The sequence below is a fragment of the Bacillus sp. Marseille-P3661 genome, from assembly GCF_900240995.1.
Taxonomy (GTDB): domain Bacteria; phylum Bacillota; class Bacilli; order Bacillales; family Bacillaceae_J; genus OESV01.
Map to the genome: position 1 here is coordinate 1,201,916 of NZ_LT965954.1, position 19,257 is coordinate 1,221,172.

At 38.5% G+C, this 19,257-nt stretch carries 17 protein-coding genes; 2 read left to right on the top strand and 15 right to left on the bottom strand.

Annotated elements, in window-relative coordinates; genetic code table 11:
- Nucleotides 1-5: 5 nt before the first annotated feature.
- The 6 genes from ligA to C1724_RS16915 form a co-directional block, all read right to left on the bottom strand.
- Nucleotides 6-2,012, bottom strand: coding sequence for an NAD-dependent DNA ligase LigA (gene ligA / locus C1724_RS16890; RefSeq protein ID WP_102347870.1), 2,007 nt, complete (start codon nucleotides 2,010-2,012; stop codon nucleotides 6-8).
- Nucleotides 2,013-2,025: 13 nt separating this feature from the next.
- Nucleotides 2,026-4,236, bottom strand: a complete 2,211-nt coding sequence (gene pcrA / locus C1724_RS16895; RefSeq protein ID WP_102347973.1) for a DNA helicase PcrA — start codon at nucleotides 4,234-4,236, stop codon at nucleotides 2,026-2,028.
- Between the two features lie 91 nt (nucleotides 4,237-4,327).
- Nucleotides 4,328-5,014: a heptaprenylglyceryl phosphate synthase gene (locus tag C1724_RS16900; RefSeq protein WP_102347871.1), complete on the bottom strand. Its 687-nt coding sequence runs from the start codon at nucleotides 5,012-5,014 to the stop codon at nucleotides 4,328-4,330.
- A gap of 102 nt (nucleotides 5,015-5,116) precedes the next feature.
- Nucleotides 5,117-5,431, bottom strand: coding sequence for a YerC/YecD family TrpR-related protein (locus C1724_RS16905; protein ID WP_102347872.1), 315 nt, complete (start codon nucleotides 5,429-5,431; stop codon nucleotides 5,117-5,119).
- 10 nt (nucleotides 5,432-5,441) lie between these two features.
- Nucleotides 5,442-6,551 carry a DUF3048 domain-containing protein gene (locus C1724_RS16910; protein ID WP_102347873.1) on the bottom strand — a complete coding sequence of 370 codons (1,110 nt, stop codon included), beginning with the start codon at nucleotides 6,549-6,551 and terminating at the stop codon, nucleotides 5,442-5,444.
- A gap of 40 nt (nucleotides 6,552-6,591) precedes the next feature.
- Nucleotides 6,592-8,334 carry an adenine deaminase C-terminal domain-containing protein gene (locus C1724_RS16915; RefSeq protein WP_102347874.1) on the bottom strand — a complete coding sequence of 581 codons (1,743 nt, stop codon included), beginning with the start codon at nucleotides 8,332-8,334 and terminating at the stop codon, nucleotides 6,592-6,594.
- A 198-nt stretch (nucleotides 8,335-8,532) separates the two neighbouring features.
- Between C1724_RS16915 and C1724_RS16920 the strand changes: the two genes are divergently transcribed.
- Together C1724_RS16920 and C1724_RS26460 are read left to right on the top strand one after the other, a co-directional pair.
- The gene (locus tag C1724_RS16920; RefSeq protein WP_102347875.1) at nucleotides 8,533-8,835 is read left to right on the top strand and encodes a YgaP family membrane protein; all 303 of its coding nucleotides are present in this window, start codon (nucleotides 8,533-8,535) and stop codon (nucleotides 8,833-8,835) included.
- Nucleotides 8,836-8,910: 75 nt separating this feature from the next.
- Nucleotides 8,911-9,015 carry an EYxxD motif small membrane protein gene (locus C1724_RS26460; protein WP_374703459.1) on the top strand — a complete coding sequence of 35 codons (105 nt, stop codon included), beginning with the start codon at nucleotides 8,911-8,913 and terminating at the stop codon, nucleotides 9,013-9,015.
- Here C1724_RS26460 and purD read toward each other — a convergent pair.
- The 9 genes from purD to purC form a co-directional block, all read right to left on the bottom strand.
- The gene (gene purD, locus C1724_RS16925) at nucleotides 9,008-10,261 is read right to left on the bottom strand and encodes a phosphoribosylamine--glycine ligase (protein ID WP_102347876.1); all 1,254 of its coding nucleotides are present in this window, start codon (nucleotides 10,259-10,261) and stop codon (nucleotides 9,008-9,010) included. The two genes, C1724_RS26460 and purD, sit on opposite strands and share 8 nt — an antisense overlap.
- Before the next feature lie 427 nt (nucleotides 10,262-10,688).
- Nucleotides 10,689-12,227, bottom strand: a complete 1,539-nt coding sequence (gene purH, locus C1724_RS16930) for a bifunctional phosphoribosylaminoimidazolecarboxamide formyltransferase/IMP cyclohydrolase (protein WP_102347877.1) — start codon at nucleotides 12,225-12,227, stop codon at nucleotides 10,689-10,691.
- A 25-nt stretch (nucleotides 12,228-12,252) separates the two neighbouring features.
- On the bottom strand, nucleotides 12,253-12,822 hold the full coding sequence (gene purN / locus C1724_RS16935) for a phosphoribosylglycinamide formyltransferase (RefSeq protein WP_102347878.1): 570 nt from the start codon (nucleotides 12,820-12,822) through the stop codon (nucleotides 12,253-12,255).
- Nucleotides 12,819-13,859, bottom strand: a complete 1,041-nt coding sequence (gene purM, locus C1724_RS16940) for a phosphoribosylformylglycinamidine cyclo-ligase (RefSeq protein ID WP_102347879.1) — start codon at nucleotides 13,857-13,859, stop codon at nucleotides 12,819-12,821. Before purM ends, purN begins: the two co-directional genes overlap by 4 nt.
- 117 nt (nucleotides 13,860-13,976) lie before the next feature.
- Entirely contained in the window at nucleotides 13,977-15,419 is a 1,443-nt protein-coding gene (gene purF, locus C1724_RS16945; RefSeq protein ID WP_102347880.1) for an amidophosphoribosyltransferase, read from the bottom strand.
- Nucleotides 15,404-17,623, bottom strand: coding sequence for a phosphoribosylformylglycinamidine synthase subunit PurL (gene purL, locus C1724_RS16950; RefSeq protein ID WP_102347881.1), 2,220 nt, complete (start codon nucleotides 17,621-17,623; stop codon nucleotides 15,404-15,406). Before purL ends, purF begins: the two co-directional genes overlap by 16 nt.
- Entirely contained in the window at nucleotides 17,607-18,293 is a 687-nt protein-coding gene (gene purQ, locus C1724_RS16955) for a phosphoribosylformylglycinamidine synthase subunit PurQ (protein WP_102347882.1), read from the bottom strand. Before purQ ends, purL begins: the two co-directional genes overlap by 17 nt.
- Entirely contained in the window at nucleotides 18,290-18,544 is a 255-nt protein-coding gene (gene purS, locus C1724_RS16960; protein WP_102347883.1) for a phosphoribosylformylglycinamidine synthase subunit PurS, read from the bottom strand. The genes purQ and purS overlap by 4 nt, the downstream gene beginning before the upstream one ends.
- A complete protein-coding gene (purC, locus tag C1724_RS16965; RefSeq protein WP_102347884.1) occupies nucleotides 18,532-19,257 on the bottom strand; it encodes a phosphoribosylaminoimidazolesuccinocarboxamide synthase in 726 nt (241 codons plus the stop codon). The genes purS and purC overlap by 13 nt, the downstream gene beginning before the upstream one ends.

Sequence of the window (19,257 nt, forward strand, 5' to 3'; positions counted from 1 at the left end):
CCCCTTTATGACTGTAATTCACGAACTAATCTAGCCTCATCCCATACTTCAATGCCTAATTCGTTGGCTTTATCTAACTTCGACCCAGCATCCTCACCAGCAATTACTAAATCTGTTTTTTTACTTACACTGCCTGTTACCTTACCACCTAAAGCCTCTATCTCTTTTTTAGCATCATTTCGTGATAATTGCTCAAGCTTACCAGTTAATACTATTGTTTTTCCAGCAAAAACAGAATCGATTTCAGCAGCATTTACTAGTTTTGGACCTTTATACTCTAAATTAACGCCATAGCTTTTTAATTCATCTATTAATTGTGATACCTGTGGTAAAGAAAAGTACTCAACAATCGAGTTTGCCATCTTCTCGCCAATTTCGAAAATAGCCGTAAGGTCTTCAACCGTTGCTCCTTGCAGCTTTTCCATTGTTTCAAAATGCTGCGCCAATGTTTTTGCCGCTTTAGAGCCTACAAGACGGATTCCTAGGCCGAATATCAATCTCTCTAATGAATTGTTTTTCGATGTTTCAATCGCAGCAAGCAAATTATCAACAGATTTTTCGCCCATTCGCTCAAGTTTCAAGAGCTCTTCACGTTGTAATTGATAAATATCTGCGACATCATGAATAAGGTCCTCTTTAAATAATTGAGTGATTACCTTTTCACCTAAGCCATCAATATTCATCGCATTTCTTGAAACAAAATGAATTAACCCCTCACGAATTTGTGCCGGGCATTTCGGATTTATACACCGTAAAGCCACTTCTTCCTCCAAGCGTACTAAATCACTGCCGCACTCCGGACATTCCTTTGGCATCTCAAAGCTTTGCTCGGCACCGGTACGTTTATCAGCAAGAACGTTGACAACCTCTGGGATAATATCTCCCGCTTTTTTTATGACAACTTGATCACCAATCTTAATATCCTTTTCGCGAATTAAGTCTTCGTTATGCAACGATGCCCTTTTTACTGTTGTACCCGCTACTCGAACAGGCTCTAAAATGGCAGTTGGCGTGACAACCCCTGTACGGCCAACACTTAGCTCAATATCAATTAATTTCGTGACAACCTCTTCTGCTGGAAATTTATAAGCAATTGCCCAGCGAGGACTTTTAGCTGTGAATCCAAGCTGCTCTTGATGTTCATATAAATCAACTTTAATTACAATGCCGTCGATTTCATATGGCAAACTCGGACGTTTATCAACCCAACCTTCAATGTATTGCAGCACTTCCTCTATATTGGCACATCTTCTCCGCTCTGGATTTGTTTTAAAGCCAATTTCTTCTAAAAAATCAAGTCCGTCACTATGTGAATCAAGCGTTTTCCCTTGTATGTCTCCAATACTGTATAAAAAGACATCCAAATTCCGTTTAGCAGCTATTTTCGGATCTAGCTGTCTTAAAGAGCCGGCAGCTGCATTTCTTGGATTTGCAAATAGTTCCTCACCGTTTTCTTCACGCGCTGCATTTAACTTTTCAAACGATTGTTTTGGCATGAACGCTTCACCGCGAACCTCCAGATCTAGCTCGTCTTTCAATTTTAACGGTATAGAACGAATAGTTTTAAGATTATTGGTAATGTCTTCGCCAATCGTACCATCGCCACGAGTTGCTCCTAATACAAACATACCTTTTTCATAGCGAAGCGAAACAGCCAAGCCATCAATTTTAAGCTCACACACATACGAAAATTGATCGCCAACTTCCTGGCGAATTCGTCGATCAAAGTCTCGTAAATCTGTCTCATTAAAGGCATTACCTAAGCTTAACATCGGTGTTTGATGCTCCACTTTTACAAATGCATCAAGTGGAGCACCGCCGACACGCTGTGAAGGGGAATCTGGAGTAACTAATTCTGGATGAATTTCTTCTAACTGAATCAATTCATTCATGAGCTGATCATATTGATAATCCTCAACAGTAGGTTTGTCCAGCACATAGTACTCATAGTTATATTGATTTAAAAGCTCGCGCAGCTCAATAATTCTATTTTTATCATTTTGTATTGTCATTCAACAACCATCCTTAGACCTTTGTAATTGGAGCAAACTTTGCTAATAACCTCTTAATTCCAATAGGTTGAGGAAATGCTATATCGAGCTCTTTATCCTCTCCAGCACCTTTTACGCTAACAACTGTACCGATACCCCATTTTTTATGTTCAGCTTTATCACCTACACCCCAACCAATCGACTCACCACCTGTTTTCGAAACAACTGGGCGAATAACAGATTGTTGGATAGCAGGTCTAGGTCTAGCAGCAAATGGCGATTGTTGTAAGGTCCGTTGGTCCATCATTTGATCTTTCTCTTGAAGGTCATCAATAAGCTCATTTGGAATTTCACCGATAAATCGGGAAACCGGATTTGAATTTGTTCGACCAAATAATGTGCGCATCCGCGCATTTGTTAGGAAAAGCTCTTGCTCAGCTCTAGTAATCCCTACATATGCAAGGCGTCGTTCTTCTTCCATCTCGTCATCATCCATCAACGAACGACTGTGTGGAAAGACCCCTTCCTCTAACCCCATTAAGAATACTGTTGGAAACTCTAACCCTTTTGCAGAATGCAAAGTCATTAAAACAACTGTTTCGTGAGGGTCAACCTCTTTATCAGCAGTATCAATATCTGAAACTAGCGCTAGGTCTGTTAAAAATGCGATTAAGCTTTTATCCTCACTTGTTTTTTCAAAGTTTTGTGTAACTGATAAAAGCTCATTGATGTTTTCTAACCTGCTTTGTGCTTCCAATGTTTTCTCAGCTTTTAACATTTCTCGATATCCTGTTTTTTCTAAAACCTCTTCCACAAGCTCTGTAACTGATAAGAACTCCTGCATTTGATTCCAATGCTTTAACTGATCTCTAAATTCAGCCAACACATTTGTAAATCTAGCTGATAAACCAATGAAATCTACTTCTTTTAAGCCTTCAAAAATTGAAACGTCTTTATCAATTGCATAATTTGCAACTTTATCTAAGGTCGACGCTCCAATTCCTCTTTTCGGGACATTCACGATGCGCGCCAAGCTAATATCATCATCTAAATTAGCAATCAATCGTAAATAAGCTAGTATATCCTTAATTTCCTTACGGTCATAGAACTTCATACCGCCAACAATATTATACTGAATATTAGATTTAAGTAGTACTTCCTCCATAATCCGCGACTGTGCATTGGTACGATAAAGAATCGCAATTTCACTATAGCGACGCTTGCCGCTTTCTACTAACTCTTTAATCTTACCTGCAACAAAATGGGCTTCATCTCGTTCCGTATCACCGCGGTAATACGTAAGCTTTTGGCCTTCGGTATTTTCTGTCCATAGTTTTTTGGGTCTACGATTTGAATTATTCTCAATGACGACATTTGCCGCTTCAAGAATACGTTTAGTTGATCGATAATTTTGTTCCAGTAGAATAACCGTTGCATTCGGATAATCTTTTTCAAATGAAAGAATGTTAGCAATATCTGCTCCACGCCAGCGGTAAATCGATTGATCTGAATCCCCAACTACACAAAGGTTTTTGAATCTAGCAGCCATAAATTTTACAAGCATATACTGCGCACGATTCGTATCCTGATATTCATCGACATGAATATACTGGAATTTTCTTTGATAAAATTCAAGAACTTCCGGAACCCGTTGAAATAGTTGAATTGTCATCATAATAAGATCATCAAAATCGAGGGATTGGTTTTTCTTTAAACGCTCTTGATAAATTTTGTACACTTCGCTAACTGTTCTTGAATAATAGTCCCCGGCTGTTTTCTCAAATTCCTCTGCCGAGATCAACTCGTTTTTCGCACTACTAATAGAACCTAACAGCGATCTTGGATCGAATTTTTTAGGATCAATATTTTTTTCTTTTAATATTTTTTTAATGACTGACAGCTGATCCGTCGTATCCAAAATAGAGAAATTCCGATTAACCCCTATTCGATCAATATCGCGACGTAATATCCTTACACACATGGAATGGAAGGTTGAAATCCAAATTTCTTCCGCCTTTGGCCCGACGATATTGGCAACACGATCCTTCATTTCTCTTGCGGCTTTATTAGTAAATGTAATCGCTAATATATTCCATGGTTGCACTTCTTTCTCAGCCATCAAATAAGCTATTCGATGAGTTAATACTCTCGTTTTCCCACTTCCAGCTCCTGCCATAATTAATAGCGGACCTTCCGTACATTTAACAGCCGATTGCTGCTCAGGATTCAATCCACTTAGGAGCATTTCACTTTTCGTTTGCAAATTACCGCACCACCTTACGAACACTCGTTCTTTATATATTTAGTGTAACATGATCTGCTTTCCGATATCAATTTTAACCTTTTACAGCTTGGACAGTTTTCAATGCCATTGCTATATTATCATATATACAATTGCCAACCACAACAGTATCTGCGAATTGCGCCATTTCAGCTGCCTGTGTTTCACTAGTTATGCCGCCGCCATAAAATAACTGCGTTTGCTTTAAGGAAGACTTGACTTTTTGGACGACGTTAGGGTCTCCATATATGCCACTATACTCTAAATAAAAAATGGGCAAATTAAACATGCGTTCTGCTAGACTTGCGTATGCAACAACATCATCAAGTGCTAACTCCGTGTTTGCTTCCGTTTTAATTGCAGCCTTCGAATCTTTATTTAGAATACAGTACCCTTCGACAATAATTTCATCCCAATTCATAATTTCACCATACTCTTTTATTGCTTGATGGTGAAATTCAACGATCCACTTAGGGTTATTACTATTTAGCACAGAGGGGATAAAATAAAAATCGAAACCGGGACTAATAGATTCGATAGACGATACCTCTAATACACATGGTACTGTATAGCGTCTTACTCTTGATAACATATGAATGGTATTATCAATGGTGACGCCATCACTACCGCCAATCATCACAGCATCTGTTCCAGATTCACATATTAATTCAAGATTTTCATCTGAAATGTCTTTATTTGGATCCAACTTAAAAATATGTTTCCATTCCTTTATGTCGTACATAACATTCCTCCTGGGTACTATCTACATATCGTATTATAACAAATTTAAACAAACAAAAAAGCCGATTCACTTTTAAGAACTCGGCTTTGAAAATCGACTAGCTTATTCAGCTTCCTTTGGGAGTTTGTTACCTGCAATACGATCAAGCGCCATCGTATATGCATCATTTCCATAGTTAAGACATCTTTTAACACGTGATATAGTTGCTGTACTAGCACCTGTTTCCGTTTCAATTTTATGATAGGTAAAACCTTCTCGGAGCATACGAGCAACTTCTAAACGTTGCGATAATGATTGAATCTCATTCACAGTGCACAAATCATCAAAAAAACGATAGCACTCTTCCATATCTTTCAATGAAAGAATGGCTTCAAAAAGCTGATCAAGGGATTGCCCTCGTAACTTATCAATTTGCATAATAACCTTTTCACTCCTTGTCATTACTGCTGCCAAAAGAAACTGTATCAACTAATCCAGGTTTATTCGGGATTACATTAACCCAAGTCTGTCCTGGAACATAGCTTTGAATTTCTCCATTTTTAATAGGCACAATACGTCCATTTCTATTTTCCCATTCTACTTCCTGAACAAGTCCCCGCTGGATTAAGTACCCTTTGCCATTTCCAGTTAGTTTAATATCCCGACGCCCTGCATTATCGATCACTTTATGTGGGGCTTCAACAATAAAGATGTTGCTTATTCTCAACGGTGTTTCAGTCTCACGGTCTATTGTTTTTTCACCATTTGAATACCGTACATATGCCATTAATTCGCCGTCATATTTATAGTTAACCGTATATGAACTAGCATAATTAATTACTACCTCTTCAGCAGTTTCACCACTTACAAGCGTTAAGTCATTACCAGTTGAGAACGAGAAAGGCTCGACATCTTGTGATAAAGCAAAATTTCGCACTTCTGCAGCCTTTAGCAGATTCTCTTCTTTAATATAAACATTGTGTGGTGCACTTCTGAAATTTGCACGATAAAAAAATTGATCATCTGCATAGCCTTTTCGAACAATACCGCCAATATAGTCGGTCACAGCTCGATGTTGAAGTAAATCAAACGCCTCAGGACTTCCGCCATATGCTACATAAATCGCTCCCAAATCCTTGCTAAGATGTATATAATAATCTCTTGCACTTCTAATAGGACCAACAACCTCTGGCAGCTCGCTTTGGTAGACAGCTAAAAACCTTGTAATATAGCCCTCTGCTAATATCTCATATACGATATCAGCTTTATGCAATCCAGATTGGGGCCGTGCCTTAGGGTGATTGTTAATCATTATTGCAAAGATCCGTTGATCAATAGGTTCATTCGTTCCTAATCCTGTTAATGGAAATATATTTTCATAAACAGGTGCCGCAGCTTCTTTAGTTTCTTCAGACGGTTCCTCATTAATATCTGAATCAACATATTCAATCTCAGGTTCTTCACTTGGTTCGGCAATCGTCTCTTTATTACTACAGCCAAATATAATGATAGATACAATCATTAGTAATGTTGCTATTTTGTAAGTTGGACGTTTCATCTAAGCCACGATCCTTTTATTATTTATATACTTTAATAGTTTAACGCATAATCGAGGGAAAGAGTACCACTTTTTTCATAACATCAAAAATTCCCTGCGGTGTAATTCGCACATATGGTAAATGTGTAGAAGATAAGAACAACAAGGTATAAACTGGATCAACGAAATGGTAGCCTCGTTCTTGAAGTAATTTCAATAACTCCAGTTCATCCTTAATTAAATCTTCCATCCCTTTATCTGCCATTACACCAGCTAGTGGAAGTTCAATTTCTTTAATTACTGTATCATTTTCAACTAATACAATTCCACCGCCGATTTCCTTCATCCTACTAAACGCAGTTAACATATCTCGTTTACTTTTACCTATTAAAATAAAATCGCCTGTATTTGAATAAGAAGTTGCAAATCCATGCAGTTTATTTGCAAACCCTTTTATTATCGTATTTATTCGCCAACGTCCATTTCGGTCAACAAGCATTAGAAAACTTTCATCATGGTCAAATGATAGTTCATCGACTGAAACATCTATTCCTAATGAGTATGGTTTTGTAATAACGGAGTTAACCATCTCCATTCCTAACGGCATCGAAAATTGCATATCATCCATTGTCAATTCCCAATTTAATTCCAATGGCTTAAATCCAAATTTGTCCCACGAGAATTCTGTAGGATAATTGATGTTTTTCCCATCTCTTCTAATCCATTTGCCCTTTGCCATAACGGAAACAGGTTTAGGATTGTTAATATCCTCTAAGAAGTTTAGATTGGCTATTCGGCCAGGCCCGATGACACCGTGCAAATGCTCTATATCATAATGTCTTGCTACATTGTATGAAGCCATATTGTATGCATCGATTGGTGGAACACCTTTCTCCAATGCAATTTTTATCAATGGACCAATCACACCATCTTTATAGAATGTAGGTGGTGATCCGTCAGTCGTATAAATAAGTCGGTCATAGTGATCCACTCCAAGCTCTTTAAGCTCATCTAGTAATTTGGGTAAATCAGGTCTAATTGATGAATGCCTTAAAGCAGTAGTATACCCTTGAGTTAAGCGGACTAATACGTCTTCACCCGTAATTGACTCATGATCAGCATCTGTACCCAGCAACTTCATTTTCGTTAATGTTTTCTCTGATGCACCAGGAAAATGGCCTTCAATCGGCTTTCTTAAACGTTTCGTTTCCTGCATCCAATGTATAAAAAAGTCATCTCCATCTAGAGCCTTTGGCCATGATGTTAATTCTCCGCCTTGCAGCACTAAATCATGTTCCAACCAATCCTTTAAATTTTCTGGAGAAAAAATTTGATTTTCACCTTCGATTTCTGATTGCGCATCATATCTGCACCACCAATATAAAGATGCTGGTACGTCCTTTAGCTCATCCATCAAAGAAAACGCTTTCTCTTTTGAAAGATGTAAAGCAAAAACTAAATTATCATTAATGATTGTTGTCGTTCCCCTTTGTGATGCATATTGGGCAAACGTATGGGGATTATATAACTGAAACGGATGGGCATGTGGCTCAATATAACCTGGTACAACAAACAAGTTTTCACAATCCACAATTTCCGTTTTAGATGTATTTTCAGGTAATGCATTTCCTACATAAATAATGCGATTATCATAAATCCAAATATTTGAAGTTATCCATTTCTTTAAATATTGATTTAAATAAGTTGCATTTTTAAGCAGTATGGAGGGTGCTTTCTTTCCATCTACCACTGCGATTTGCTCACGTAGCTGTTTGGTCCTCCATCTGTATCGTTGATCTGGCATGGTAATCCTCCGTTCTACCTTTTTACTATCGAAGTTAGTTTTTTGGATAGTATAGAAATGACATCGGAATTAAAATTTAATATTTCCGAGTTTTTTCCTAATTTACCCTATCGTAACACATGTCACAGTTTAACGCACTAAAGAGACATGTAAAAATTATTAAATTTTATTGACAATTGTTAAGGAGGCACATTATTAATGATTAAACCAAACATCGGTATTGTTAATGCACTGGTTCGTATTACTTTCGGCCTTGCCATGCTTTCATGGTCCACCGCTAAGATGGTTAAACGCCCTTGGCGAGAATCTTACTTTTTTGTGGCAGTAATGGCTGCTATGAAAGTTGCTGAAGGGATCACTAAATTTTGCCCTTTAACTGCATTATTTGAACAATATCAGCAGCAACAAAACCAAAACGGGCAGCAACAGCAAGGTCCAAATCAGCAACAACAGCAACATGATTCCACAGATAGTCAAAAAGAAGTGGTAAACCCAAGTTAGATTGCAAAAAAATCCCCTGTAATAACAATTACAGGGGCAGCAAAATAATATGACGAATTGTAAAGGAGTGATACTTTGTTTTGGGAATATGTCCTTGATATGTCGTTTGTCTATGCTGCGTTAATTGGCGGAATCATTGCTATTATGTTTGTCTTCATTAAAAGGAGACGAGCTAGATAGCACGATATCCTATATCTTTACGATAAAATGTATGCGGTGAATCAAAATGAACCATTTGTTTATAAAGAGCAGCTTGTGCTTCCGCTAAGTTGGTAGATTTAATAGCTGCCAAAAGCACGCGGCCTCCATTTGTTACAAAACCATGGTCCGTCTTTTTAGTTCCAGCATGGAAAACAAGTGTTTCTGGAGATGTCTCGCCAACTCCATTGATCAGTTTCCCTTTAACATAATCTCCAGGGTAACCTTCAGATGCAAGAACTACCCCAATGACAGCTTCTTCGGACCATGTTAGTGTAACAGGCTTTTCATCTAATATATCGTTTATTAATTGAGCTAAGTCATTTTCTAAACGAGGTAAAACAACCTGTGTTTCAGGATCACCGAAACGCGCATTAAATTCAATAACCTTAGGTCCATCAGCCGTTAAAATTAGCCCAGCATATAAGATTCCTGTAAATGTACGATTTTCCTGAATAAGTGCTTCAGCTGTTGGTTGCAATATGGATTGTATTGCTTTTTCCACTTGTTCGTTTGATATTTGCGGAACAGGCGAATAAGCCCCCATTCCTCCAGTATTAGGTCCTTTATCTCCATCATAGGCACGCTTATGGTCTTGTGCAATCACCATCGGATATACTTTTGAACCATTTACAAATGCCATCAAGGAAAACTCCTCACCCTCGAGAAATTCTTCAACGACAACCTTACTGCTTGCATCGCCAAACTTAGCTTCATTCATCATCTCATGAATAGCTGCTAGCGCATCTTCTATAGTAAGCGCAACCGTTACACCCTTACCAGCTGCTAAACCATCTGCTTTGATAACAATAGGTGCACCTTTTTCTTCAATATATGCTTTAGCATCTTCATATGAAGTAAATGTTTCGTAAGCACCTGTTGGAATATTATATTTCTTCATAATATCTTTTGCGAATGACTTACTTCCTTCTATTAAGGCCGCTTCTTGACGAGGTCCGAAAGCGCGCAATCCTTCTGCCTCAAATTTATTGACAATACCATCTTGAAGAGGCGCTTCAGGCCCTACAAATGTTAATGAAATGCCTTCATCTTTTACAAATTGTATTAAGTTATCATGTTCGCTTTCATCTATATTCACAAGTGTTGCTACATCTGTCATTCCGTCATTCCCCGGTGCAACAAATACTTGTTCAACTTGAGGACTTTGTGCAAATTTCCACGCTAGTGCATGTTCACGTCCACCTCGTCCAATAACAAGAACCTTCATTTAAAAACTCTCCTTTATAATCGGATGTTATTTAGAATGGCGCAAGCTCCTTGGATACTATGCGCTGTTGATATTTGTAATAATTTCATTTTCACCCTGCGTATATGGGATGTATGCGAACATCCAATGCGAATAACGCAAGCTCCTTTGTCATAGCGGAAATATAGTTCCTTATTCCCTATAAATAGGCAGTTTTTTTAGCTTATCGGACATACAATCCGCTATTTTAAGGAATTAGCCATGTTTCTGTGGTGTATTCGTAAAATAACGGCTTATATGTCCGGAAAAAAATCCAAAAGTGCCTTTTTTATAATAATAAAGGACCGTAACTCCGTATAAAACTCTCGCTATCATTTTAAGATCAATATTGTTCATTAATAATTAAAAAAAGCACGAAATGGATTAGCCACATACAGCAAATTTCATACTAGTGTTTAAAATGACGAACACCAGTAAACACCATTGCAATACCAAACTCGTCACATTTCTTTATAGAATCTTCATCACGAACAGACCCGCCCGGTTGAATGATTGCTGTAACACCCGCAGCAGCAGCCGCTTCAACTGTATCAGGCATTGGGAAGAAAGCATCAGATCCCATAGCCGAGCCTTGCGCTTTGTCTCCAGCTTGCTCAATCGCGATTTTCGCAGAGCCTACGCGATTCATTTGTCCAGCGCCTACACCTATAGTCATATCATCTTTAGCTAAAACAATCGCATTCGACTTTACATGCTTTACTACTTTCCAAGCTAATTTTAAATCTGCCCATTCTTGTTCTGTTGGTTCTCTTTTTGTAGGTATTGAGATTGTTGCTTCATCTAAACCTAAGCTGTCTTCTTCTTGAACAAGTAAACCGCCATGTACAGATGTCAATTTATTTTGAACTTTATTATCTTCAGAAAAGTCAACTGTTAATAAGCGAATATTTTTCTTTTCTGTTAAAACTTCAAGTGCTTCCGCTGTAAAAGCAGGGGCAATAATAATTTCTAAGAATATTTCTTTCATCTTTAGAGCAGTTGCTGTATCAACTTCACGGTTTGCCGCAATAATTCCTCCGAAAATAGACACAGGATCTGCAGCATAAGCCTTATCATACGCAGACTCAATGGTTTCACCGACACCTACACCACATGGATTCATATGTTTTACAGCCACAACTGCAGGTTGGTCAAATTCCTTCACAATACTTAATGCAGCATCAGCATCGTTAATATTGTTGTATGATAATTCTTTACCATGCAACTGGTTTGCTGCTGCAATCGAAGATGTTGAGCTTAAAGGTTTACGGTAGAATGTTGCTTTTTGGTGAGGATTTTCTCCATAACGTAAATCTTGACGTTTCTCAAACGTTACAGTTAAAGATTCTGGACTTTCTTCACCCACTTCTTTAGTTAAGTATTCAGATATTACAGCATCGTATGCTGCTGTATGACGGAACACTTTAGCTGCAAGCTTTCTATTTTGTTCTTCACTAACTCCACCCGTAGCTTTAACACTTTCAAGTACAACCTCATAATCAGCTGGATCTACAACAACTGTTACATCTTGATGGTTTTTCGCTGCAGAGCGTAGCATTGTTGGACCGCCAATATCAATATTTTCGATTGCGTCAGCAAACGTTACATCCGGCTTTGCAATTGTTGCTTGGAAAGGATATAAGTTTACAACTACCAGATCAATTGGTGTAATATTATGTTCTTTAATTTGCTGTATATGGCTTTCACTATTACGCATTGCAAGTAAGCCGCCATGGATCGCAGGATGTAAAGTTTTCACTCTTCCATCTAGAATTTCAGGAAAGCCGGTTACCTCTGAAATTCCAATTACTTTTACGCCATTTTCTTCAAGAACTTTTTTTGTACCACCTGTTGAAATAACCTCAACACCGTTATCTACAAGGCCTTTAACAAAAGGTACTATTCCTTCTTTATTCGAAACACTTACTAAAGCCCGTTTAATAGTCATTTGTAATTCTCCTCCGCACATGTATTTAAATCTTTGCAAGTAATTTATTCAACGTACTTGGGTATAAGCGATGCTCAACTTTTTGAATTTTGACTTCAAGACTTTCATATGTCTCATCTTCATCAACCGTAACCGTCTCTTGTGCTATAATCGGCCCTGTGTCCATACCTTCGTCAACGTAATGTATTGTAACTCCTGTCACTTTCACCTTAGCTTGAAAGGCTTGTCCAATTGCGTCCTTTCCAGGGAAAGCAGGCAAAAGAGAAGGGTGAATATTAATGATTCGCCCTTCATATGCAGATAATAGCGTACCGCCTATTAATCTCATATATCCTGCTAACACGATTAAATCAACATCTAGTGGTTGTAACTTCGCTAGTATTTCGGCTTCGTAGTCAGCTTTCCTTTCAAACTCTTTTGGAATGAAAGCAAATGTCGGGATATCCGCTGTTTCAGCCCTGTTTATACATTTTGCATCAGGACGGTCACAAATAAGCATCGCTACCTCGCACGATAGTTCATCTACCTTAATAGCATCAATAATAGCTTGAAAGTTTGAGCCGTTCCCAGAGGCAAATACTGCTACTTTTTTCATTCGCTATTTCCCCCACGAAATGTTACGCCCTCACCTTTCGTAACTTGACCAATAATATATGCTTTTTCCCCTAATGATTCAAGCGTGCTAACAATTTCAGTGGCATCTTCCGCTTTTACTGCTGCTACCATACCAATACCCATATTAAATACATTGAACAACTCTGCTTGTTGAATATCACCGGTTTTAGAAATCAAATCAAAGATTGGTAAAATCGGCCATGAACCTTCTATTATTTCAGCAGCCAAACCCTCCGGCAACATCCTTGGGATATTCTCAATAAAGCCCCCGCCTGTTATATGCGCTAAACCCTTAATATCAAATTTCTTCATAAGTTCTAATAAAGGTTTTACGTATATTTTAGTCGGGCGCAGTAATTCTTCCCCTAGACTACCACCAAGGCCTTCATATGTTTGATGCAAGTCAAGCTTTCCGTCCTCTAGCAAGACTTTACGAACAAGTGAATAGCCGTTGCTATGAATTCCGCTAGATGCGATACCAATTAATACGTTCCCGTCTTCAATTGATTGACCTGTAATTAGCTTAGATTTCTCAGCAACCCCAACAGCAAAACCAGCTAGGTCGTATTCATCTATATCATACATTCCAGGCATTTCTGCAGTTTCTCCACCTACAAGCGCACTGCCTGCCTGTTCACACCCATCAGCAACTCCTTTAACGATCATTTCAATCTTCTCCGGCGCTGCCTTCCCACAAGCGATATAGTCTAGAAAATAGAGTGGTTCAGCTCCTTGCACAACAATATCATTTACGCACATTGCGACACAATCAATCCCAATTGTATCGTGTTTATCCATCATAAATGCTAGCATTAGTTTCGTTCCAACACCGTCTGTTCCCGAAATTAATACTGGCTCTTTAACGTTCACTTTTGAAAGATCAAACATTCCGCCAAATCCGCCTAGACCCCCGATAACCTCTGGTCGAATTGTTTTCTGAACGTGCTTTTTCATTCGTTGTACCGCTTCATAGCCTGCTTCGATATCTACTCCGGCATTTTTATAAACATTTGACATTATATAATCTCCTCTTTTTAGAAAAACATATAATTTGCCGAGTGACGGCAAATTATAGTGTTTTTCTTATACTTTAATCCTCAATGAAGTTAAACTTTTTTAAAGTACAAAAAGGTATTAATCTTTGGATCCTGCACTAACTGGTGTTTTTACATTTTCCTGAGAATTGTTATTATCTATATAAATCTCTGTCGGGTATTTCCCTGTGAAACAAGCTAAACATTGTCCATGATTCTCTTCTTGACTACTTCTGCCAATCGCTTCTAACATGCCATCTGTTGATAAAAACGCAAGTGAATCTGCACCAATTTCTTCACACATTTCTTCAAGCGTATGTGTAGCTGCAAGCAACTCTTTAGTTGACGATATATCAATGCCGTAGAAGCAAGGATTCTTAATTGCTGGTGATGAAATTCTTACATGAACTTCTGTCGCACCCGCTTCACGCAACATTTTTACAATCCGCCTACTTGTCGTTCCACGAACAATCGAGTCATCAACCATAACTACGCGTTTACCCTCAACAACTCCACGAACAGGTGATAGTTTCATTTTAACACCGCGTTCACGTAATTCCTGTGAAGGCTGAATAAATGTTCGGCCTACATATCTATTTTTTATCAGACCTAATTCATATGGGATACCTGAATATTCTGCATAACCGATTGCTGCTGATATACTTGAATCAGGTACTCCCGTTACTACATCAGCCTGAACTGGGGATTCGATTGCCAATTGTTTCCCAAGTCTTTTACGAGAGCTATGAACATTAATACCACCAACATTACTGTCAGGGCGGGCAAAATAGACATACTCCATGCTACAGATAGAACGATTCACATTTATAGTAAAACGCTCTGAGCGGATTCCCTCATTACTTATAATCAATAGTTCCCCTGGATCTACCTCACGGAGATATTGTGCACCCACAACATCAAATGCACATGTTTCTGATGCAACAACATAAGCATCACCGATGCGACCAATTGATAATGGACGTAAACCATTCGGATCTAGAGCTACCATTAATTTATCTTCTGTTAAAATCAAAAATGCATAAGCGCCCTTGATCATTGTTAAAGCATTTTTTACTTGCTCTTCAATTTTGGAGAAACCACCACGGCGAATTAAGTGTGCCAGCACTTCTGTATCAGATGTTGTTTGAAAAATTGAACCTTGATGCTCTAGTTGATTTTTTAGTCCATTTACATTTACTAAATTTCCGTTATGTGCAAGCGCAATACTGCCTTGTTGAGAACGGAACAGCAGAGGCTGCACATTCTCATAGCCACCGCCTCCCGCTGTTGAATAACGAACATGACCAATTGCGGCATTTCCAGATAGGTTTTTCAGCTCACCTTCACCAAAAACCTCTGTTACTAAGCCCAAGCCTTTTTCAAGCTTTAATTCATTACCATCCGAAACAACAATTCCTGCGCCTTCTTGACCACGATGTTGTAAACTATGCAAGCCATAATAAGTCATTTGCGCTGCATCAGGATGTCCCCACACCCCAAAAACACCACATTCTTCATTTAACCCTCTTATTTCAGCAAGCATGGGATAGCTCCTTTCCAAGCAGCTTTTAATTCAGCGGTTTGAGCTGATAATATAGTTTCTTCATTTTCATTTTGAATTGATAACATACCGCTTTGTGTCACTTCACCGATTAAAGTAGCTTCCACAAGCTTTTCAAATTGTGCTTGATTTTCTTTACTAACTGAAATAATAAATCGCGATTGGGATTCACTAAATAGCGCAGTTACCGCATCGCCATTGACAGTAATGCTCGCTCCAAGTGTTTCATCCTTCATTAAACACTCAGCAACAGCGACCGCTAAGCCACCTTCTGCAACATCATGTGCAGACTGAACAAGTCCTGATTTAATCGCAGCTAATACTTGTTGTTGACGCTTCGACTCAGTTTCTAAGTTAAGCTCTGGTGCCTTTCCGTAAATACGGCCTTCAAGCATCTTTTGTAACTCACTTCCACCAAACTCAGATTTCGCCTCACCGATTACATATACTAAGTCACCGGCTTGCTTGAAGTTTTGTGTTGTAATATGTTTTGTATCTTCGATTAAACCAACCATACCTACTACCGGAGTAGGGTAAATTGCTACACCGTTTGTTTCATTATATAAAGACACGTTTCCGCCAATTACAGGTGTACTTAGTACGTTACATGCTTCACTCATACCATCTGTTGCTTTTTCGATTTGCCAGAAAATCTCAGGTTTCTCAGGGCTACCAAAGTTTAAGCAATCTGTAATAGCAAGTGGCTCCCCACCAGAGCATACAATATTTCGTGCTGCTTCACTAACAGCAATTTTACCGCCAACCTCTGGGTCTAAGTAAATGTAACGTGAATTACAATCTGTTGTCATTGCTAGTGCTTTATTTGTTCCACGAACTCGTAAAACTGCTGCATCTGAACCCGGGGCCACAACTGTGTTTGTTCGAACCATATAATCATATTGATCAAAAACATACTCTTTGCTAGCAATCGTTGGCTGACTTAATAAATCAATTAATGTTTGTTTATAGTCAGTCACCGATGGGATATATGAATCTTGTGCTTGAAATTCCTGATAGTATGCAGGCTCTTTAGATGGCTTGTGATATACAGGTGCATCCTCAGCTAATGCATCAACTGGAACATCTGCTACGACTTCACCTTTATGATATAAACGCAATGATTTATCGTCTGTAACTTTTCCGATCGCCACTGCTTCAAGACCATACTTTTCACAAATATCTACAATCTCTTGCTCACGGCCTTTTTCAACAACTAGTAACATTCTTTCTTGAGATTCAGATAGCATCATCTCATAAGCTGACATTCCTGTTTCACGTTGTGGAACAAGGTCTAGATTCATTTCAATACCTGACCCCGCCTTACTTGCCATTTCACTTGATGATGACGTTAAGCCAGCTGCGCCCATGTCCTGAATACCTACTAATGCATCACACTTTACCAGTTCTAAACAAGCTTCAAGTAAAAGCTTTTCCATAAAAGGATCGCCAACTTGTACAGCCGGGCGTTTCGACTCCGAAGATTCATTTAATTCCTCAGAGGCAAATGTAGCACCATGTATACCGTCGCGGCCTGTGGTTGCACCCACATACATAACTGTATTGCCAACACCTTTAGCTTGACCTTTTTTAATATCTTCATGATTAATTAATCCAACGCACATTGCATTTACTAATGGATTACCCTCATAAGAAGGGTCAAATTGAATTTCTCCACCAACGGTTGGAATTCCGATGCAGTTACCGTATCCTGCAATACCGTGAACAATTTCTTCGAATAAATATTTCGTACGTGGTGTATTTAACTCACCAAAACGAAGAGAGTCTAAAATCGCAATCGGACGTGCACCCATCGAGAAAACATCGCGAATGATTCCGCCAACACCTGTTGCAGCGCCTTGATAAGGCTCAACTGCAGAAGGATGGTTATGACTTTCAATTTTGAAAACAACCGCTTGATTATCACCGATATCTACGATCCCTGCGCCTTCACCAGGCCCTTGGAGAACACGCTCACCGCTCGTTGGGAATTTGCGAAGGACAGGCTTAGAGTTTTTATAACTACAATGCTCAGACCACATTACCGAAAATAAGCCAAGCTCTGTATAGTTTGGAAGACGTCCTAAGATTTCTTCCACCATCGCAAACTCTTCATCACTTAAACCCATTTCTTTGTATATTTTATCTTGTTTAATTTGTTCTGCTGTAGGTTCAAGAAGTAACGACATTTGCTTCCCTCCAAGTTTTCAAAATTGATTTAAACATTGCCAATCCATCAGCACTACCTAGTAACTCATCAACAGCACGCTCTGGGTGTGGCATCATACCTAATACATTTCCCGTTTCATTAATAATTCCAGCAATATCCGCTTTTGATCCATTTGGATTTGTTCCATGATAACGGAACACAATGCGGTTATTTTCTTCTAATTCCTTTAATGTTGCATCATCACATTCATAATTGCCTTCGCCGTGCGCAATTGGAATTGTAATGATCTCGCCTTTTTTATATTCACTTGTAAACATTGTTTCATTGTTACAAACCTCAAGTTCAACAGGGCGGCACATAAACTTTAAGTTGTTGTTGCGTTTCATTGCCCCTGGAAGAAGTCCTGATTCTAGTAAAATTTGAAATCCGTTACAAACACCTAAAACAGGCTTTCCATCTTTAGCAGCTTGAATCACCGCTTCCATTACGTTTGAAAAACGAGAAATTGCTCCGCAGCGAAGATAATCCCCGTAAGAAAAGCCGCCAGGTAATAAAATACCATCATACTGGCCTAAATCAGACTCTGTGTGCCAAACATACTCAACTTCTTCACCTAATTCGTCCTTTATCGCATGATACATGTCGATATCGCAATTCGAACCTGGAAATACTATAACAGCGAATTTCACTGAGCCACAACCTCCTCAATTTCAAAACGATAGTCTTCAATAACTGGATTAGCTAATAACCGATCACACATTTCTTTAACCTTTTGCTCAACATCTTGTGTATCCTTATCAAGTGTTAATTCTAGGTACTTACCAATACGCACATCTGCTACTTCGTTGTAAGACATCGTGTGCAATGATTTTTTTACAGCTACTCCTTGAGGATCTAATACACTTTCTCTTAGCGTAATATATACTTTTACTTTGAACATGTTGATGCTCCCCCTAATCGTTTTAAAATTTCTTCATATGCATCTGTTAAACTTCCTAGATCGCGACGAAATACATCTTTATCAAATTTCTGGTTTGTGTTTTTATCCCATAGACGGCATGTATCAGGTGAAACTTCATCTGCTAGGATTACTTCACCTTGTTCTGTAACCCCAAACTCTAATTTAAAATCAACTAAACGAATTTCTCTATCTGTAAAATATGCTACTAAAATATCATTAATCTTAAGAGCCATTTCTCGAATTTGTACTAGCTGTTCATCTGTTGCGATATTTAAATAACGAATATGATCATTATTGATAAGCGGATCACCCAGCGCATCATCTTTATAATAGAATTCGACAATTGGAGTTTCCATAGTTACCCCTTCTTCTACCCCAATTCTTTTTGAAAGGCTGCCAGCGATTATGTTTCTAACGACAACTTCAAGTGGAATAATTTTAACCTTCTTAACGAGCTGTTCTGTATCTGATAATCTTTCAACAAAATGATTAGGTACTCCAGCTTCAGTTAATAGAGCAAATAACAAGGAAGTAATTTCATTATTTAAGCGACCTTTACCTGTGATTTGAGCCTTCTTTTCACCATTAAAAGCTGTTGCATCATCCTTGTACTCCACCCAAACAATATTTTCCTCATCCGTACTATAAATTCTTTTCGCTTTACCTTCGTATAACAAATTCCCTTTTTGCAT